Source organism: Thermodesulfovibrionales bacterium, assembly GCA_035622735.1.
GTDB lineage: Bacteria > Nitrospirota > Thermodesulfovibrionia > Thermodesulfovibrionales > UBA9159 > DASPUT01.
Map to the genome: position 1 here is coordinate 1 of DASPUT010000221.1, position 16,055 is coordinate 16,055.

General features: G+C 53.3%; 15 protein-coding genes. 5 read left to right on the forward strand and 10 right to left on the reverse strand.

From position 1 onward, the window contains the following. A partial coding sequence (gene mdh, locus VEI96_11610; GenBank protein HXX58639.1) for a malate dehydrogenase occupies positions 1 to 789 on the reverse strand: 789 nt, incomplete at its 3' end. A gap of 108 nt (positions 790 to 897) precedes the next feature. Next, entirely contained in the window at positions 898 to 2,307 is a 1,410-nt protein-coding gene (locus VEI96_11615) for a hemolysin family protein (protein HXX58640.1), read from the reverse strand. 432 nt (positions 2,308 to 2,739) lie between these two features. On the opposite strand from VEI96_11615, the gene fabG reads away from it, so the two are divergent. The 4 genes from fabG (at position 2,740) to rnc (ending at position 5,713) form a co-directional block, all read left to right on the forward strand. Beyond that, positions 2,740 to 3,480 (forward strand): 3-oxoacyl-[acyl-carrier-protein] reductase, encoded by a 741-nt coding sequence (fabG, locus tag VEI96_11620; GenBank protein HXX58641.1) that lies wholly within the window; start codon positions 2,740 to 2,742, stop codon positions 3,478 to 3,480. Positions 3,481 to 3,547: 67 nt separating this feature from the next. Beyond that, a complete protein-coding gene (gene acpP, locus VEI96_11625) occupies positions 3,548 to 3,778 on the forward strand; it encodes an acyl carrier protein (GenBank protein HXX58642.1) in 231 nt (76 codons plus the stop codon). A 14-nt stretch (positions 3,779 to 3,792) separates the two neighbouring features. After that, positions 3,793 to 5,040, forward strand: a complete 1,248-nt coding sequence (gene fabF / locus VEI96_11630) for a beta-ketoacyl-ACP synthase II (GenBank protein ID HXX58643.1) — start codon at positions 3,793 to 3,795, stop codon at positions 5,038 to 5,040. Further along, entirely contained in the window at positions 5,003 to 5,713 is a 711-nt protein-coding gene (gene rnc / locus VEI96_11635; protein ID HXX58644.1) for a ribonuclease III, read from the forward strand. Before fabF ends, rnc begins: the two co-directional genes overlap by 38 nt. Before the next feature lie 4 nt (positions 5,714 to 5,717). Here the strand turns inward: rnc and acpS are convergent, their stop codons facing one another. The 8 genes from acpS to mutS form a co-directional block, all read right to left on the reverse strand. Then, positions 5,718 to 6,107 (reverse strand): holo-ACP synthase, encoded by a 390-nt coding sequence (gene acpS, locus VEI96_11640; GenBank protein HXX58645.1) that lies wholly within the window; start codon positions 6,105 to 6,107, stop codon positions 5,718 to 5,720. Between the two features lie 165 nt (positions 6,108 to 6,272). Further along, the gene (locus VEI96_11645; protein HXX58646.1) at positions 6,273 to 7,004 is read right to left on the reverse strand and encodes a pyridoxine 5'-phosphate synthase; all 732 of its coding nucleotides are present in this window, start codon (positions 7,002 to 7,004) and stop codon (positions 6,273 to 6,275) included. Between the two features lie 34 nt (positions 7,005 to 7,038). Continuing rightward, positions 7,039 to 9,213 (reverse strand): glycoside hydrolase family 57 protein, encoded by a 2,175-nt coding sequence (locus tag VEI96_11650; GenBank protein ID HXX58647.1) that lies wholly within the window; start codon positions 9,211 to 9,213, stop codon positions 7,039 to 7,041. Beyond that, on the reverse strand, positions 9,203 to 9,526 hold the full coding sequence (locus VEI96_11655; protein HXX58648.1) for a septum formation initiator family protein: 324 nt from the start codon (positions 9,524 to 9,526) through the stop codon (positions 9,203 to 9,205). The genes VEI96_11650 and VEI96_11655 overlap by 11 nt, the downstream gene beginning before the upstream one ends. Before the next feature lie 157 nt (positions 9,527 to 9,683). Beyond that, positions 9,684 to 11,060 carry a hypothetical protein gene (locus tag VEI96_11660; GenBank protein ID HXX58649.1) on the reverse strand — a complete coding sequence of 459 codons (1,377 nt, stop codon included), beginning with the start codon at positions 11,058 to 11,060 and terminating at the stop codon, positions 9,684 to 9,686. A gap of 18 nt (positions 11,061 to 11,078) precedes the next feature. After that, on the reverse strand, positions 11,079 to 12,464 hold the full coding sequence (gene lpdA / locus VEI96_11665; protein HXX58650.1) for a dihydrolipoyl dehydrogenase: 1,386 nt from the start codon (positions 12,462 to 12,464) through the stop codon (positions 11,079 to 11,081). Beyond that, entirely contained in the window at positions 12,461 to 12,847 is a 387-nt protein-coding gene (gene gcvH / locus VEI96_11670) for a glycine cleavage system protein GcvH (protein ID HXX58651.1), read from the reverse strand. The genes lpdA and gcvH overlap by 4 nt, the downstream gene beginning before the upstream one ends. Before the next feature lie 64 nt (positions 12,848 to 12,911). Continuing rightward, on the reverse strand, positions 12,912 to 15,491 hold the full coding sequence (mutS, locus tag VEI96_11675) for a DNA mismatch repair protein MutS (GenBank protein ID HXX58652.1): 2,580 nt from the start codon (positions 15,489 to 15,491) through the stop codon (positions 12,912 to 12,914). Between the two features lie 94 nt (positions 15,492 to 15,585). On the opposite strand from mutS, the gene VEI96_11680 reads away from it, so the two are divergent. Next, positions 15,586 to 16,055, forward strand: a 470-nt coding sequence (locus VEI96_11680; protein ID HXX58653.1) for a Na+/H+ antiporter NhaA, incomplete at its 3' end; no start/stop codon positions are given.

A 16,055-nucleotide genomic window follows, 5' to 3' on the forward strand; every position in this document is an offset into this window, starting at 1 on the left:
GACGTCGCGGACACCGTATTGGTCATCGAGATAGGCAGCACAGGGTAGGATCCTCTTTTCGTCAAAGATGATCGCCTTCGCCATCGCATAGGTGGATGCCGCGGGGGCATAGTATGCGCTTCCTGTCTTGAGGAGCGATACGATCTCCGCACCGCCCTGTCTCGTCCTGTTGATGAGGGAGGCGATTCTATCGGCAGGCAGGATATCCGTTATCGGAACGCCCTTCACCGTCGTGAACCGGGGCATCGGCACCATCTGGTCGCCGTGGCCGCCCATGACAAGGGCCTCCACGTCGGCCGGTGAGATGCCGAGTTCGAGGGACACAAAGGTCCTGAACCTCGTCGAATCGAGGACTCCTCCCATGCCGATCACCCTCCGGTGCTCAAAGCCCGATACCTTCCAGGCAAGCTGGGCCATGACATCCATGGGGTTTGTGACGATGATCATGACGGCGCCGGGCGATCGCTTTCCAGACTCAATCGCGACATCTCTGACTACCGCCGCGTTTGCGTTGAGGAGGTCATCCCTGCTCATCCCCGGTTTCCTCGGGAACCCTGCTGTGACGACGACGATATCGGAATCCGCCGTGTCGTCATAGCTGTTCGTTCCTTTGACGGAGACCGACGAGTTCCAGAGAGGACAGGCCTCGGCAAGATCGAGCGCCTTCCCCTGAGGGACGCCCTCCGCTATATCATAGAGGACGATATCGGCGATCCCCTCATAAGCGATGAGCTGAGCTGTTGACGAGCCGACATTCCCTGCCCCTATTACGGATATCTTCTTTCTCATCGGACGATAGTATAGACGAACGGCAAAAATTAGTAAAACATTTTTTCTCGACTCGTTCCCGAAGACTCTCAAGAGAGGCTTCCCCAGGACGACGCGCAGTCGGGTGTCCTAACCGGGGGGCGGTTTTTCAGGAAGTTTCTCTAGTTTAACCTTTGCTATCCTCTGACCTACCATCTCCAGAACCTTCAGCCGGTCGCCCTTCATCTCTATGAGATCGCCCGTCTGCGGTATCCTCTGGAGGTGCATAACGATGAAACCGCCGAGTGTTTCGTATTCCGGCGATTCCGGTATCTCTATGTGATAATCTGCATCAAGGTCCTTGATGCTTATGGAGGCATCGATGATCATCGAACCGTCGCTGAGCTGGATGACGGGACTCTCGGTGTCGTATTCGTCTCTGATCTCCCCGACGATCTCTTCAAGGAGGTCCTCAAGCGTCACCAGTCCCGAGACGGCACCGTATTCATCTATGACGATCGCCATGTGAACCCTTTTCTTCTGCATTTCGCGTAGCAGGATGCTGATCTTCATGGTCTCCGGGATGAATATGGGGGGCTTGATAATTCTCCGGATGTCAACGCCTCCCGTTTTCGAGAGGATATTGAAAAAATCCTTCGCATAGAGCATGCCCCTGATGTCATTAACGTCCTTCCCTATGACCGGATAACGGGAAAATTTTTCTTCCGAAATGATAGATCTTACCTCGTCAACGGTCATTGCAAGTCCGATCGTCACCATCTGGGGAGCGGGGATCATGACCTCTTTCACCGAGGTATCGGTGAATTCGAAAACGCTGTGAATAAGTTCTTTTTCTTCAGGCTCAAAGACGCCCTGCTCCCCACCCTCTTCGATGAGCAGCTTCACCTCTTCTTCGGTAATATATCCGCGTTCGGTGAAGGCCTTTTTCCCGAAGGGTCTCAGGAGAAGATTGGTACTCACGGTCAAGAGTTGGACAAACACCGTCGTCAGTTTTGAGAACCGTTCTATCGCAGGAGCTGCGAACAGGCCGATGGCCTCGGGATTCGAAAGCGAGAAGGATTTCGGGATGAGCTCGCCGACGACAAGGGAGAAATAGGAGACGACAAGAACCACGATTGCGATAGCGATCGCCTCACTGGAGGCAGCAATGAACGGTACGGGGAGCGTTTTCAGGAAAGGCTTTATGACTTCGACCGCTATGGTACCGCCGATGGCCGATGCGAGGCCGCCCGAAAGAGTCATGCCGATCTGGATCGTTGCGAGAAACCTGTCCGGGGACTCCCTGAGCCTGTTTAAGGCGCCGGCATTCTTATGTCCCTCATCGAGGAGCTGTTTGATGCGAGACCGTCTCATGGTTACTACCGCTATCTCTGCAGCGGCAAAGTAGCCGTTGAGAAGGATAAAGAGGGCTATGAGAAAGATATCGAGCCAGATATTCATAGAGCGAAACGCAGACGGGAAGCGTGACGACCCCGGTCCTCCCTGAACCGATGGTAAGGAAACCGGTCCTGCCGAGGTGACCGGAAAGTCCTCCGGCATGACTGCTCTGCAGGCATCACTACCTGGGGTACGAGACTTGCTCCAATTCCCTGCGGGTGACCGGATGATTCCATGAAAGCGGTTATCTGAAATCCCGGATGATACGTTCCGGAACCCGGTTTGTCACATCTATGAGATATGCCGCAGGTTTCATGGAATCTCTTTTATCTCTCCCAGTATGAGAAATATTATACCCGGAAATCGAGGCATTATTGCAAATTGTATCGCAAAGTCGGAACAACCGCAACAAAAGGCAGCCGCTGAAGGCAAGACTGTGTGAGAACCGCGGACGCTCTTTTTCGGTATCCAGCATTTTTGGAGGAGATCGAAATTATACTACCCTACGGGGTAGAAGAAATGCAACTCGTAAAAAGACTGGAAAAGTGAAAGATATCTTTGTTAAAATGTAAGCCGTCTTTTGGGAGGGATGACATGGAACTCAGAAACCGGGTCGCTTTGGTAACCGGAGCTGCGAGAGGTATCGGAAAAGCGATAGCAGAGGGGCTTGCCCGGATGGGCGCTGACGTTGTGATAGCCGATGTCAGCCCTGACGATGCGGGAAGAACCTCTGCCGAAATCGCGAAGATCGGTGTGAAATCTATCGCTGTAAAACTCGATGTCTCAAAGTCGGAGGAGGTGGTGAAGGCGTTCGAGGAAATCGTGAAGGTCTTTGGGAAATTGGACATCCTCGTGAATAATGCCGGGATAACGAGGGACGGCCTCTTACTGAGAATGAAGGAAGAAGACTGGGATGCCGTTATTCGCGTAAACCTGAAAGGGGTGTTCCTCTGTTCAAAAGAGGCGGTGAAACTCATGGCCAAGCAGCGGTTCGGCAGGATCGTTAATATAGCCTCGGTGGTTGCTTTTATGGGAAATCCGGGACAGGCTAACTATAGCGCTTCAAAGGCAGGCATCATAGGCTTGACAAAGACGATCGCAAAGGAATATGCAAGCAGGGGAATAACCGCCAACGCTGTTGCGCCGGGCTTCATAACCACCGCGATGACCGACGCCCTGCCTGAGACCGTGAAGGAGGAGATGAAGAAAGCGATCCCGCTGGGCCGCTTCGGGACGATCGATGACGTCGCAAATGCCGTTCTCTTCTTTGCCTCTCCCGACTCCGGGTATATCACCGGTCAGGTGATGCATGTGAATGGCGGGATGTATATGTGATTCATGGCTCGCATTCTGTATCCGATCCGAGATAGGCGATCAAAAATACATCATGGAGGTGTTGATAATGTTGGACGAGAAGGTTAAGGAGATTATCGCAAAGCAGCTCGGGGTAAATCCTTCCGAGGTTACCCCTGAGGCCTCTTTTGTTGAAGACCTAGGAGCAGATTCTCTCGACACCGTGGAGCTTGTTATGGCCTTTGAAGAGGCCTTCAATATCGAGATACCCGACGAGGACGCAGAGAAGATCACGAAGGTCAAGGACGCGATAGACTATATCAAGAATAAGCAGGCCTGACCCTCGCGGGGATCATGGGAAAAAGAAGAGTCGTCATAACCGGCATGGGATTGATTACCCCGCTCGGAATAGGGGTGGCGGACTCATGGGAGGCGCTTCTTAAGGGCAAGTCGGGAATCGGTACGATAACAACCTTTGATTCTTCCGACCTCCCTGTCCACATCGCAGGCGAAGTGAAGGGATTCGACCCCTCCCTTTACATTGAGCCGAAAGATATCAAGAAGATGGACAGGTTTATTCACTTTGCCGTGGCGACATCCACCATGGCGATGAAAGACTCAGGGCTGAAGATAACCGAGGATAACGCGGAACGTGTCGGCGTTATCATAGGTTCCGGCATGGGCGGCCTTCCCGCCATAGAACATTACCATAAGGTGTATCTCGAAAAGGGCCACCGGAAGATAACACCTTTTTTTATCCCCATGCTCATTATCAATCTCGCAGCGGGGCAGGTCTCGATTAAGTTCGGGGCGAAGGGCCCCAACAGCGCCGTGGCTACTGCCTGCGCTACGGGAAGCCATGCCATCGGCGACGCGATGAAGATCATTCAGAGGGATGATGCCGACGTGATGATCGCGGGAGGCACGGAGTCTGTAATCACCCAGATGGCGGTCGGAGGATTCGCCGTTATGAAGGCGTTGTCTACCCGGAACGACGAGCCCGAGCGGGCCAGCCGGCCTTTTGACAGAGACAGGGACGGATTTGTCATGGGCGAGGGGGCAGGGGTCTTGATACTGGAATCCCTTGACCATGCGAAGGCGAGGAAGGCGAAGATATATGGAGAAGTGGCTGGGTACGGCATGACGAGCGATGCATATCATATCACTTCGCCCGTGCCGGGCGGCGAAGGAGCAGCGGCGTGTATAGCAATGGCCCTGAAAGACGCGGGCGTTTCTCCGGATGCGGTGGATTACATCAATGCCCATGGTACGTCCACAAAGTACGGCGACGAAATCGAGACTGCCGCCATAAAGAAGATTTTCGGAGACTACGCGTATAGGCTCTGCGTCAGTTCCACAAAATCGATGACGGGCCACTTGCTCGGCGCTGCCGGGGGCGTCGAATCGATCATCAGTGTCATGAGCATTCATGACAATATCGTTCCGCCGACGATCAATCTCGAGAACCCTGATCCCGAATGCGACCTTGACTACGTTGCCTGCAATGCGCGGCAGCGGAACATCGATTATGCCTTGTCCAATTCTTTCGGCTTCGGTGGGACGAATGCCTGTCTCTTATTCAAGAGATTTAGAGAATCTTGAGAATAGGCTGGGCTACTCTTTTGAAACCAGGGAGATCCTTGTCGAGGCCCTGACCCACAAATCTTTCTATCACGAGAATCCCGATACAGCGGCATCATACAATGAGAGACTCGAGTTCCTCGGGGATTCGGTCCTCTCCCTCGTCATCGTCGAGCACCTGTTCGCTTATGAGCGGCAATTCACCGAATCGATGATGGCGAAGATGAAATCCTATCTCGTCAGGGATGCCTTCTTGTCGGAGATCGCTTCTGAGATATCCCTCGGCAGGTACGTGAGGCTCGGCAAAGGAGAGGAGGATACCGGGGGGAGGGCAAAGAAGTCGATTCTCGCCGACGCCCTCGAGGCGCTCTTCGGGGCTGTTTATCTCGACGGCGGATATGAAAACGCTCGGGGCCTGATACTGAAACTCTATGGCGCGCGGATACCCGTCGTGGTCGCCTCGGGTGACTATCACGATTACAAGACGGAGCTGCAGGAAGAGAGCCAGACCTCCTTCGGTGTCCTACCGGAATACCGGGTGATTCTGCAGGAAGGGGTAGAGCATCGCAAGACGTTTACGGTCGAAGTCTTCATCGCGGGAAGGAAGTTCGGAAAAGGACAGGGAAAGAGTAAGAAAGAGGCAGAAACCAGGGCCGCGAGAGAAGCGATGGCAAGGCTCGACGAGACCGTATGAGTAATTACGGTTCCCCCTTCCGTTCCGTCTCGAGCACGACGCAGGCAATCCCATACTCTTTCTCATGGCTCAAACTCAGGTGGGCATGGCGAACGGAATGTCCCCTCAGGAATATTTCGAACCTGCCGCTTCCTCTTATGAGCGGTTTCCCGCGGCTATCTTGAGACACCTCGATATCGGTCCATGGACTCGATTCCCGTGAGCCGATCGCCTTAACGAAGGCCTCCTTCGCTGCAAACCTTACGGAGAGGGAAGGATAAGGGTCTCTCTTCGTAAAACAATGGGCGATTTCGTCTTCGGTGAAGACCCTCCGTAAAAATCTCTCCCCCCATTTCTCCACCGCTTTGCGGAGTCTTTCGGTCCTAACCATGTCTATGCCGACGCCGAAGATCATGACGAAGCAGCCTTCAAAGGATAGCAACGGGTTGACGGTGAGCGGGCCAAGTCCGGCATGGCGGGAACTTTCAAAGGATGCCTTCTGAAAGAAACCTCCCGAGAGGTTTGAAGAACGATCCTGAGACTGCAGGGGGTGCGATAAGTAATAGAACCATCATCTCTCCTATAAGGATTCTGATACTGTCTGCCCTTGCAGCAGTTCCTTCATCTCCCTTACCGCTCGCTCCATTCCCACAAGAACGGCCCGGGAAATGATACTGTGACCGATGTAAAGTCCCCGCAGTTCCCTGATCTGAACAATGTCCTTCACATTCCCATAACTGAGTCCGTGGCCAGCGTTCACTGCAAGACCACTGTGGCGGGCTACCTTTACCGAATCAGCCACATTCAGCAGTTCTTTTTTCTTTTTTTCTCCCCTCGCGTTCGCGTAGTGCCCGGTATGAATTTCGACCATGTCGGCACCGATGTTCCTGGATATGTCTACGTCGAGGATGCCGGGATTGATAAACAAACTCACCGGGATACCTGCCCCGCGAATCCTCTTTATCGCCTCTGAAATATCTTCTTTTGCAGCGGCAACATCGAGACCGCCCTCGGTGGTGAGTTCCTGCCGCTTCTCCGGTACGAGGGTGACCATGTCCGGTTTTATCGAAAGGGCGATGCCGATCATCTCACCGGTGGCGGCCATCTCGAGATTGAGTTCGACAGGAACCATTTCCCTGAGGATCATCAGGTCCCTGTCTCTTATATGTCGCCTGTCTTCCCTTAGATGTACGGTAATCCCGTCCGCTCCGCCAAGGATTGCGAGGGTGGCAGCCATTGCGGGGTCCGGTTCCGCTCCCTTGCGGGCCTCTCTGATAGTTGCGACGTGGTCAACATTGACGCCGAGAATCATGAACGCCTCCTCTGCCTGCAGATCTTCCCCTATGCTAATACCACATCATCGCTTCGAAGTCCGGTGTCGGGACGGTGATCGTTATGTAGCCCCTCCAGGGGCAACGTTCGATCTCTTCATCTCCCTTGTGCAGGGAGAGAAAGAAGTTCAGTTCGTCGTGCTCTTTTGCCTTGATGTCCCGAAAGGGAAGGGCACATTCAAAGATATCGGCCACGGCGACATCCGCCGATCCACTCACGGCAATCCAGCCGCTTGCGGTCTTGGTCATGATCTTTGCCTCTCCGCCGTCTCTTAACGATGTCGTTACCTTATAGGGGAATGGTTTGATAATGAGTACCGAGAGTTCAGTATCTTCGGGAAAATCACTGAAGAATCGTTTCGGGTCGACCCGGATGAAGAGGGTGTCCTGATTGAACCCGTAGTAGACCCTGGAGAGGAGGCTTTCAGTCATATGCATGCTGCCGCCGGATTTGCCGACGTCTATGTGCGCACCCTGGTACCATTCGAAATAACTCGTCATGATGCCGTCTATCTTCGGGCTGATGAAGCCGCGTATCTCCGCTACGGGTGCAATCGCCCTTTCTTCTCTCAGGACCGGAACGAAGATTTGCGGCGGCACATCGCTTCCCGTCTCTCTATAGACCTTCATGAGATTCAGCCTGAAGAGTTCATCAAAATCTTCCGCCTGCTCGGTAGCATGGTCGTCTCCGTACCACCAGTTCCAGTCGCTCCCCTCCGCGACATACAGTGCCTTCCACGCCAGATCGAGGTTCTTTTCAGGGTTTCTCCTTTGAAATGCTTCGAGGTGTTCTCGCGTTTCCGTGAGATAATCCCATGCCGTGTTGTCTTCCTCGTGGCCGATCCAGACGGAAAAATTGCCATAGATCCATGAACCGGCACGAAGGTGGTCGAGTTTCCTTTCCCGCTTCGGGATCTCCAGAAATTCTGATATCGTCGTCGTCCTCAGAGTTTCGTGCTTCATGAGGTCGTCGTAGAGGTACCGGAAAAAGTCACGGCCGTCATTCCGATAATATTCCCATGCATTTTCTCCGTCGAGGATTATCGGAACGATATGTGGTTCGCCCGGGGGGAGGGAACCCCTGATGGCGAGAAGTCTGTTGACAAGGTCTGAAGCTGCACTCTTCGCTTCCCACCCTGAATACACGAAACCGATGAGGTCGGAGATCTTGTGGTCCCTGAATACGAGCGAGAGGCCGGAATGCGCATAGACCGAATAGAGGAGAGAAGGATTCAGGAGATTACCGGATGGACCCCTCAGACCTTCTCCGAGCGAACCCGAGAGGATGTCCTCATCCGTTGCAACCCATCGTAGCCCCTCAGACCTGATCGCCTTCACGACGTCTTCGCTCACCGAGCCTTCGGAAGGCCACATGCCGGACGGCCTGTGACCGAAAATCCGCTCAAAGTAATCGAGGGCCATCCGGATCTGCGCGCGTGCGTCCTCAGGATGAGAGAATCGCCGTTTCGGCAGGCGTATATCGGGAGTCGGTACCCTGGCCACGTCGGTGTCCCAGAGGAGCGGAAGGATCGGATGATAGAATGGTGAGGTGGATATCTCTATCTGACCCTTCGATGAAAGCTCACGGTATTTTGGGATGACCTTCCCGAGTATCGACAACTGATTTTCTAAGAGTCGCTCTTTCTCGTCTTCGGTGAAGTTCCTTCCCTTCGCAACGAGCTCACCGAGAAAGGGATCCTTGCTCCGGAAGAAGGGATCTATCCAGACGAGATTGAAGAGGACCTGGAGGTCGAGGAATTCATCCCCTGTGAAGTACCGAATGGTGCGGTGCAAGTCGCTTTTCGAAAATCTGAGGCCTCTCTTCAGGAGCAATTCATAGTATCGCGGAAAGGGCCTGACCATGGTATCCCAGTTGGCCAGAAAAAAGTTTTCCAAAAGGAATATCTTGTCCTCTTCGCTGAGATCTGCTGCCCTTTTTCGTGTCACGTCGAGGAAGCGGTCTCCCGCCCCGTTCCCGGTATAGTCACTGATCTGCTCCAGGAGGGAAGGCACGAGGTTGAAGGTCTGCTTTATCCCCGGATAATCATCGAGAATAGAGACCATGTCCAGGTAATCTTTAGTTCCGTGGAGCCTCACCCAGGGGAGGCGGTACAGACCTGTGAAGGGGTCTCTATAGTAAGGCTGGTGCATGTGCCAGAGAAACGCTATGTAGAGGGGACTATCGGTCATACGTGAAAATGTACTCGTCAGGCCGTGCCATCCCGAAATCTTCCCGCGCGTGTTTCTCTATGTAGAAGGGGTTCTCCCTGAGCAGCTTCACGTCTGATCTCAGGCGAATATTCTTCAGTTCTATATCCTTGTTCTCCCGTTCGAGCACGGCCTTCTTCTCTCTCAACTCCACATATCTGAGAAATCCGGCGTTGCCGAACACGAAGGTAACACCGAGATAGAGGAAGCTGAGGAGGATAATCGTCAAGAATATGAGTCTCCTCTTCCTGATCTCGGCCGTCACCTGCTTCCTGAGGAGATTATGCGTCGTCATGTTAATACATTATACAGCGCGCCTTCTCCTTTGTATAGTTCTAAAGGGATGGCATCAATCTGTCTCATGAGCTTCTTGTGGCTTGAGCGGCGATACCATATTGGGGAGCCGATTCGTCACGTGTGATGAGAATGCCTTGCGGACAGAACGGAAAAAATCATGGTAAGTACTGTCGTAAACTCGCCTCAATCCTTTCTCTTTCAACCGGTCTGTCAAGAAGCTCGGACCTGTTCGCGAGCTGCCTCAGGCAGGTCTCGACGAATATCCTGAAACTGTGGATCCTGTCCATGAGCCTTGCGACATTCCTCTCGCTGATATCCCTGTCGCGGAAGGCCAGCACCTTTTCAAAGAACGAACGGAACTCCTCGTAGTCGTCATGCCTGAGAAGGCGGAAGGTGAAACTCTCGAAGTAAAGCATGAAATTTCTCATCGCCCCGAATACCTGCAGCCTTTCCTTCTCAGACCTCTGTTTCTCCATGAGGACGAGGAATCTATGGAGAATGAGCGAGTCCTCTCTCAGGCGCAGCGACTGTTCGAGGTTCGTAACAAAGCTCTCGAATATCTCCTCACCGCCAACTTCGGACTTAAAGAGGCGGACGATCTGGAGGATACTCTGCTCTGAGAGGTTTCTCAGGATACCGTTACTGTTTTCCAGCTTTCCCTTGAGATGATGCGAGGATTTCCCCGTAAAGGGATCCTTCAGCTCCTGTTCGAAGACCCTCTTTGATTCGATCGAAAACTGATAGGCGATCGATTCAGAGAGGGCGGCCAGCCCTTTGTCGGAAACCCTGGAGGAAATGTTTTCCGCGTGTGCCATAAAGAGTGAGACCTCGGAACGAAGGAGGAGAATTATCATGAAAGATGCACTGAGAGAGCCGAGTTTGTTTGACTTGTCCGCGAACTTGAGATATCTCAGGAACTTGAAGAGGTAGAGGAGTTGCATGGAGACATATTTCTTCGTCTCCCTTTCCCTGATGGACCGTACCATCCTGGATACCTCACGGTTGTCGATGACGTCGAAGTCGGGATTGAGATCTTTCCTGAAGGGATTGAAATAGCTATTCTCCCTGAGGTTCTTCCCTGTTATTTCGCCGATATTGGCAAAGGTGAGATAGGGGATATGCTCCGACTTGAGGATGTCGCCGACGATCCCTTTCAGGTTAATGAAGGAATCATAGAGGAGGAGAAGACTCTTTTCCGGAATATCTTGGCTCATGAGTTCCTCGTGGAATGCATCCTTCCTCTTGTTGTGGAGATATTTTGTAACGGCAAACTTCTGGAACCAGTAAATCTTTCGCCTGCCTTCCGGTATTACGATTTCGAGAAGCCCGAGGACCCCCAGGATCACATCCTTTACTGTCGAGAGCTCGTCGAAGAAATTTCTCGTCGCGATCTCTCTCCTCGCGAAGGGTAGATTATCGATGTCGAAAAACCTGTCCAGGGCGCGGAGGAGGATATCAAGTTCGGAGAACGTCCCCCGGTGCTTTTCTTTTGAGGATGCTACCCAGTTGTCTGACGGAATATCTGCGGTCATTATCGCGGTATCTTCGGGTCACTTCTTCAGGACATGGATGGCCTCACCGTGGACATCCTCTGCAGCCTCCCGGATCCCTTCCGACAGGGTAGGGTGGGCATGGACCATCCCGGCAATGTCCTTAGCCTTCAGGCCCGCCTTCATCGCGAGGGCCGCTTCATGGATGAGATCGGAAGCGTGGGCTCCGATGATGTGAGCTCCGATTATCCTGTCGGTCTCCGCATCGGCGATAATCTTGAAGAAACCGGAAATTTCACCGATCACATGTGCCTTGCCGAGTCCCCGGTATTCGAAATGACCTGTTCTGATCTTCATGCCCTTCTCTACCGCCTCATGCTCCCGGACCCCCACCGACGCTATCTCAGGTGATGTGAAGATTGCTGAGGGTATGACGGAGTAATCTATTTTGGCCTCAATGCCGCAGGCATTGGACGCGGCTACCATCCCCTCCTGCGACGCCTTATGGGCGAGGAGCATACCTCCGACGACGTCGCCTACGGCAAAGATGTTTCTGACCCTCGTCTCCATGCGTTCATCAACAATGATTTCTCCCCTCCTGCCCGTTTCCACACCGATTCCCTCAAGCCCAATGCCTTCACTGTTGAGGGATCGCCCGATTGAAACGAGGATCTTCTCAGTCGCGATCTCGCTTCCGTCAGCGAGGAAGGCATGCAATCCGTCGGCCCGCTCTTCGAACTTCGCTACGCTCAGGCCCGTTAGGAGTCTGATTTTCTTCTTCTTAAACTCTCTTTCCAGGGTTTCTGAGATTTCGACATCCTCTGTTGCCACGGCCCGCGGGAGCATCTCGACCATGATAACGTCCGTTCCAAGTTCACGAAAGATGCAGGCGAATTCGGAGCCGATGACCCCCGCGCCGATGATCAGCATGCTCTTCGGTATCTCCTGCATCGCGACCGCATCGTCACTGGAGAGGATTCTTCTCCCGTCGAAGGGAAAGTCCGCCATCGGCGCCGGCCTCGACCCTGTCGCGATGATTACCTTGTCCGCTCCGACCGTTTCTCTTGTCCCCGCTTTTCTCTCCACCGCAATCTCTCCGGGACTCAACAGGGTGCCGGTCCCTTCGATAAGGGTAATACCCCAGCTCTTGAAGAGCGATCTGATTCCCCTGATCTGGATAGAGACAACCTTGTTTTTTCTCTCCATGATCTTCGGAAGGTTAGGGGAAACCGAGCCTTCGAGGTCAATTCCGTAGTCTGTGAGGTATCTGGCCTTATGGAGGATATCCGTCGAGGTTATGATCGTTTTGGTAGGGATGCAGCCCAGGTTCAGGCAGGTGCCGCCGACTTCATCTTTTTCGACGACCGTGACCTGTGCGCCCAGCTGCGCCGCCTTGAGGGCAGCCGTATACCCGCCCGGGCCTCCACCGAGGACGACGACCCTCACTTCGCCTCTTCTTCAAGGTATCTCGTGTATTCGGAGGCGTCCATGAGATCGTTCAACTCGGACTCATCCTCCATCTCAATCACGGCAATCCAGCCCTTTCCGTACGGTTCCTCGTTTATGATCTCCGGAGATTCTGACAGTTCCTCATTGACTTCGACGATAGGACCGCTTACGGGCGATATGACGGAGGACGTCGCCTTCGTGGATTCAATCTCGGATATCTCACTGTTCGCCTCTACCGTTGTGTCGACTTCCGGAAGATCTATGTAAACGATGTCACCGAGGGCTTCCTGGGCGTGATCGGTTATCCCGATGGTAGCTTTCCCGCCTTTCACTCGCACCCATGTGTGCTCCTTGTGATATTTGAGATTGTCTGGATTCATGCCGTCCTCCTTATTTCATTCAGTCCGTGAATTTCTATCATAGTTCTTAGCCTTTGTCAAGGTCTTAGAGCGAGAGGGATTCAGCCATTATCCTGAGTGCTTTCAGCCTTGCGAGGGCTGACTTTGGCGTGAGTTGCGACAGATCGATATTCATGATCTCCCTCATGAGGGGGTTTTCCTCAGACTCGAAGAGGTCCATTTGGCGGTGTCCCGGAGAGAAATGCCTCAGGAGGACCCCTGTCTTGCCCGTCTTTGCGATCTCGTTCTTCTCGAAGGATGAGAGGACGTCCTTTGCCCTTCCGATCACCGTTTCCGGAAGACCTGCAAGTCTGGCGACATGGATTCCATAGCTCTTGTCCGCAGGGCCGGGCATGATTTTTCTCAGGAAGATTATCTCGTCCCCCCACTCCTTGACGGATATATTGAAGTTCTTTACCCCGTCGAGCGCCATGCTCAGTTCGGTCAGTTCGTTATAGTGAGTGGCGAAGAGGGTCCTCGCCAGGATCTCTCTGAAGATATATTCGGCTACGGCCCATGCGATGCTGATCCCGTCGAAGGTGCTTGTCCCCCTTCCTATCTCATCGAGGATAATCAGACTCCTTCCTGTGGCGTTATTAAGGATGTTTGCGGTCTCTATCATCTCGACCATGAATGTGCTCTGGCCCTTTGCGATGAAGTCCGAGGCGCCTATCCTCGTAAAAATCCTGTCGACGAGACCGATTCTTGCTTCCGTCGCAGGCACGAAACTTCCTAACTGGGCCATGAGGACGATGAGGGCCGTCTGCCGCATAAACGTAGATTTCCCTGCCATGTTCGGACCGGTGATGATGAGCAGCCTCTCGTCCTCGCCATTGAGGACGGCGTTATTGGGGATGAATTGATCGCCGGACAGCCGTTCGAGAACGGGGTGCCTACCTTCGGTGATTTCTATGACCGTGCTTTCATCAACAGTCGGTTTGCAATAGGAGTGTCTTCTTGCGACGATCGCGAGAGATGTGAGAAAATCCACTCTTGCTACGGCACGCGCGGCAGCGGTGAGCCCCGGGTTCTCGGAAAAGACCTTTTCGAGGAGCGACTGAAAAAGACCGTATTCAAGATTCTTCAACCGCTCCTCTGAGCCGAGCACCTTCGATTCATATTCCTTGAGCTCGGGGATGATGAAACGCTCGCCGTTGACAAGGGTCTGTTTCCTCACGTAGTAGTCCGGAACGAGATCGAGGTTAGCCTTCGTTATTTCGATGTAGTAGCCATAAATTTTGTTGTAGCCGACCTTAAGAGACGCTATGCCGGTCTTCTGCCGTTCGCTTGTTTCGAGGCCGGTAATAAAATCCTTGCCGCTCGTCGAAACTTTCCTCAGTTCATCAACTTCGGTACTGTAACCGTCCCTGATGATGCCTCCGTCTCTCAACCCGAGCGGCGGGCTATCAACGATGCTGGAATCGATAAGGGCCTTCAGTGAGGAGAAGTCGGCTATCTCTTCGCCTATACTCCTGAGATACCCGTTCTCCTGAGCAAGGAGCATGGTCTTTATCGCGGGGAGATGGGAGAGCGATGTCTTCATGGCGATAAGGTCCCTCGGGTTTGCCGTTTTGGCGCCTACCCGCGAGGCCAGCCTCTCCAGGTCCTGAACCTTTCTCAGGTTGTTTCGCAGTCTCTCGATAACCTCGTAATCGTCGATGAGGGACCAGACCGCGCCTTGACGGTTCTCTATCTCACCGATGTCGACGAGAGGTCTGAGAATGGCACTCCGGAGGTGGCGACCGCCCATAGGGGTGAGGGTCTCGTCCATTACCGCAAGGAGCGTGCCCTCCGTTCCCCCCTTCAGGTTCCGTATCAGCTCGAGGTTCCTCTGTGTCGCTGCATCGAGGAACATATATGAGCCTTGCGTGAGGGGCGAGATCTTCTTGAACCTGACGGCTTCCTTCAGCGTCTCTTCGATGTATGCTATGAGGGCGCCTGCGGCAGATATGGCGATAGTCATCCCTTCGCAGCCGAAACCTTCAAGGGAAGACACCCTGAAGTGCTTGAGAAGAACCCTGTATGCCTCTGCAAAGTCGAAGAACCAGTCTTCAAGAGGTGAGGCGTAAAAGTCTCCAAAGACTTCAGAATAGTGAAGGTCATTTTTCAGGCTCGCGGGATAGAGGACCTCCTTCGGTTCAAACCGTGACAGTTCGTCTTCTATAGGCCTTTCGGTCTCATAAACCGAGAACTCGCCCGTCGAAACATCGGCTAGGGCCACACCGTGTTTCTTTCCGTCGGGCAGGAAACAGAGGAGGTAGTTGTTTTCCTTCGGGTTCTCGGGCGTATGGGTGCCGGGAGTGATGACCTTCACCACGTCTCGTTGCACGATGCCTTTCGCCTCTTTCGCATCCTCCATCTGCTCGCATATCGCCACCTTATGACCTGCCTTGATGAGCCGGCCGATGTATGACTCGGCAGCAAAATAGGGGATGCCGCACATCGGCAGGGGATCCTCTTTTGTCTTGTCGCGCGAGGTGAGTGCGATCTGAAGAATCCTTGATGCAACCCGCGCATCTTCGCCGAACATCTCATAGAAATCGCCGAGACGGAACAGGAGAATTGCATCGCCGTGCTTCTCCTTGATGGTCGCGTATTGTTTCATGAGGGGTGTCAATTCGGACATAGGATATTAAATACCATGGGGCATCGAAAGTTCAATATCTCCCTCTGCGCTGCAAGACTCTCGAGGGGAAAGAGTCCAAAGACATTCTGCTATAATGGTATCAGGGTCACTTGTCGTTACCTTTATGGTGTATGCAATCTTGGACCGGGAGGTGAAGAAGCAGTCCCTCTCGTCGGACGGCGCTCCCGTGCAGAAGAAACTCGCGAAGAACGTTTTCAGGGATTTCCTTTCGAGTCCTGACAGGCTGCGGCAAGGGCTCATAAAGCCGTTCTCTCTCTTTTTTCAGGCGGAGGCCTCAAGCAGCATCCTTCTCCTGTGCTCCACCGCGGCAGCCTTGCTTTGGGCAAATTCCCCTTATGCCGCCTCCTATCACCATTTCTGGGATTCCGAATTATCGATTGCGTTTGGCAGGTATGCGGTAATAAAGAGCCTCCGCGAGTGGATCAACGAGGGGCTCATGGCGATATTCTTCTTTATCGTTGGGCTCGAGATTAAACGCGAAGTCTGCGCCGGCGAACTTGCTTCTCCGAAGAGGGCCTTCCTGCCCGTCGGCGCTGCTTTCGG